At 79.3% G+C, this 1,532-nt stretch carries 1 pseudogene; it reads right to left on the bottom strand.

The annotated features are described in order from the left end of the window. A pseudogene (locus tag STRAU_RS31065) lies at nt 1-1,532 on the bottom strand (hypothetical protein); the annotation flags it as partial.

The raw sequence follows: 1,532 nt of genomic DNA on the forward strand, positions 1-1,532 counted from the left end.
CCTCCTCGGCGAAGGCGCGCGCGTCCCTGGCGGCGGTGGCGAGCTCGGCGAGGCGCCCGGCCGGGCAGCCGGACCGCCAGGAGGCGAGCCGCGCGGCCAGCTCCCGGTCCTTGGCCAGGCGCTGGGCCAGTACGCGGATCTCGTCGTCGCGCCGGGTGGCGCGGGCGCGCAGAGCCTGGCGCTCCTCGTCGGCGGCCTGCTCGTCGTGCATGGCCGGGTTCGGCGGTACGAGGAAGACGTCATCGGCCGACCCCGCGGCGCCGTCCGGCACCGGGGCGAGGAGGGCGGCGGCGGTGCCGACGGCGACCGTGGAGCGCGGCAGCAGCGCGGCTCCGGCGAGCGCTTCGCGCGCGCGGGCGTGCGTGTGCGGGTCGGTGATGACGACGCCGTCGACCAGCTCGGGGCGCGCGGCGAGCACGCGCGCGTGGTCCGCGGGATCGACTGCCTGTGCCAGATACCGCCACCCCGGGAGGGCCGGAATGCCGTGCTCCCCGAGGAACTCGACGGTGGCGAGGACGTCGGGGCCGGGCGGCAGCAGGCCGCCGTCGCCGAGGGCGCCGAGGATCCGGGAGTCGTCGGCGGCGGCGGTGCGCAGCTCGAACAGCTGCCGCTCGGCGGCGGCCACTCCGTCGTCGAGGAGGGTCTTCAGGTCGTCGGCGCTGCGGTCGAGCTCGTCCGGGGAGAGCGGGGAGCCGGGGGCTCGCCGGGTGTCGGACGGCGCCCCGTCAGCGGCGGCGTAGGGGGCGTCGTCTTCGACGGTCCCGTGCGCGCGTGGTCCTGGAGCGCCGTCCGCGCCCAGTGCGCCCGCCTCGCCCGTGCCTGACGCATCGCCCTCGCCGCTCTCCGGGGGGCCGTCCCCGGAACCGCCCCCGGTGTCCCCCGAATCGGCTCCCGCGTGCCGGGGCTGCGGCACCCCGCCCCGTACGCTCCGGCTTCCGGACCCGCCGGGTGCGCCCGGCAGGCCCAGGAGTTCGATGAGGCGGTCGTCCTGCGCGAGGGAGTCGGCCGTGCGCCGCTCCGCGTCGTACGCCTGCTCCGCGGCCGTCGCCGCGTCGGCCGCGCGGGCCGCCGTCAGCTCGGCTCGGGACTCGACCGCGGCGGCTTCCTTGGCCTGGTCGGTGGCCCGGCGCGAGGCTTCCCGCGCCTCGTCCCAGGCGGCGACCGCCGTCTTCTCGGCGTCGCTCGCGGCGAGCGCGGCACGGGCCGGGTCGGCGTCGGGCGCGCTGTCGTCGAGCCAGCCCGCGCGGACCGCCTCGGCGGTCTCCTGCTCCACCTCGGTGAGGCGCTGGCGCAGGTGCCCGGCCTCGCTGCGGGCGCGCTGGGCCTCGGTCGCCGCGGAGGTGGCGTCGCGGTGCGCGGCCTCGCCGGTCTCCTGGAGGGTCGCGGAGCGCTCCTCCTCCTCGTTGGCCTGGGACTCGGCGCCTTCGGCCGCGGTGTGCAGGGCCCGTACGAGATCGGCGGCGGCCTTCGCGCGGGCGGCGAGCGCGGGCGCGGCGTCGCGCTCGGCCTCGCGGATCGCGGCGGCCACGCGC

It is taken from the genome of Streptomyces aurantiacus JA 4570, assembly GCF_000414115.1.
In the GTDB taxonomy this organism is placed as follows: Bacteria; Actinomycetota; Actinomycetes; order Streptomycetales; family Streptomycetaceae; genus Streptomyces; species Streptomyces aurantiacus_A.